Here is a 749-nt window from a genome sequence, read left to right on the forward strand (position 1 = left end):
TGTTAAGGTGTGAGCAACGCAATACCAAAGCCGCCGCATACTACCTTAAACACCAAACACAACGCATAGTAAAAATGCTACGCGTTGCGAATCACTCTTAAACAGTTTGTTAGCCGCTCATTCCCAACGGTTATTGCTTATTCAACAGGAATTTGCGTAAATCTCTCTCAGCACGCATAACAAACAGAATAAACACTTTGTCACCGTCTTGCTTATAGAAAACACGACATGGATTAACGACAACTTCACGATAACTTAAATGTTCTAGTTCGGGTGGAATACGACCTGACTCTGGGAAAGTTTGTAGGCGTGCAACTTTGGAGAAGATCGTTTGTACTAACTGCTTTGCCGCAACAATGTTTTCAACTGCGATGTATTCAGCGATATCGTTGAGGTCAGATAACGCTGGCTCAGTCCAGATTATTTCAGCCATTTTGACATTTTGTCCTTGGCTTCATCATGACTTACCACTTTACCGTCAGCTAGCGCGCGTTCGCCTCGTGCAATACCCTCCAGAATAGCCAAACGATTTTGCATAAACTCGTAATCAGCAACATCAACTAGATACGCGGATGGCTTACCATGCTCGGTAATTAACACTGGTTCTTTGGTGTCGTGGAGATCGGCAAGGATCTTAGTTGCTTGACGTTTAAGTGATGTAACTAGTTCTACTTTCATGAGAGCTGCTCCAAAGGAATACTATAGTGATACTATTCTATCACTTTGAGTATAGCAAGCACCATGACGGC

General features: G+C 42.9%; 2 protein-coding genes. Both read right to left on the reverse strand.

Annotated features, from left to right (window positions below):
- Positions 1–130: 130 nt before the first annotated feature.
- The gene (locus VNE01S_RS18740) at positions 131–433 is read right to left on the reverse strand and encodes a type II toxin-antitoxin system RelE/ParE family toxin (RefSeq protein ID WP_053397237.1); all 303 of its coding nucleotides are present in this window, start codon (positions 431–433) and stop codon (positions 131–133) included.
- Positions 421–678 carry a type II toxin-antitoxin system Phd/YefM family antitoxin gene (locus tag VNE01S_RS18745; RefSeq protein WP_053397238.1) on the reverse strand — a complete coding sequence of 86 codons (258 nt, stop codon included), beginning with the start codon at positions 676–678 and terminating at the stop codon, positions 421–423. The genes VNE01S_RS18740 and VNE01S_RS18745 overlap by 13 nt, the downstream gene beginning before the upstream one ends.
- Positions 679–749: the final 71 nt, after the last annotated feature.

Origin of the sequence: Vibrio nereis NBRC 15637 (assembly GCF_001591105.1) — a bacterium.
GTDB classification, from domain to species: Bacteria; Pseudomonadota; Gammaproteobacteria; order Enterobacterales; family Vibrionaceae; genus Vibrio; species Vibrio nereis.

Bases quoted from the DNA above. Each gene is read 5' to 3' on its own strand.
- VNE01S_RS18740 (WP_053397237.1), bottom strand. From the start codon at position 433: ATGGCTGAAATAATCTGGACTGAGCCAGCGTTATCTGACCTCAACGAT.
- VNE01S_RS18745 (WP_053397238.1), bottom strand. From the start codon at position 678: ATGAAAGTAGAACTAGTTACATCACTTAAACGTCAAGCAACTAAGATC.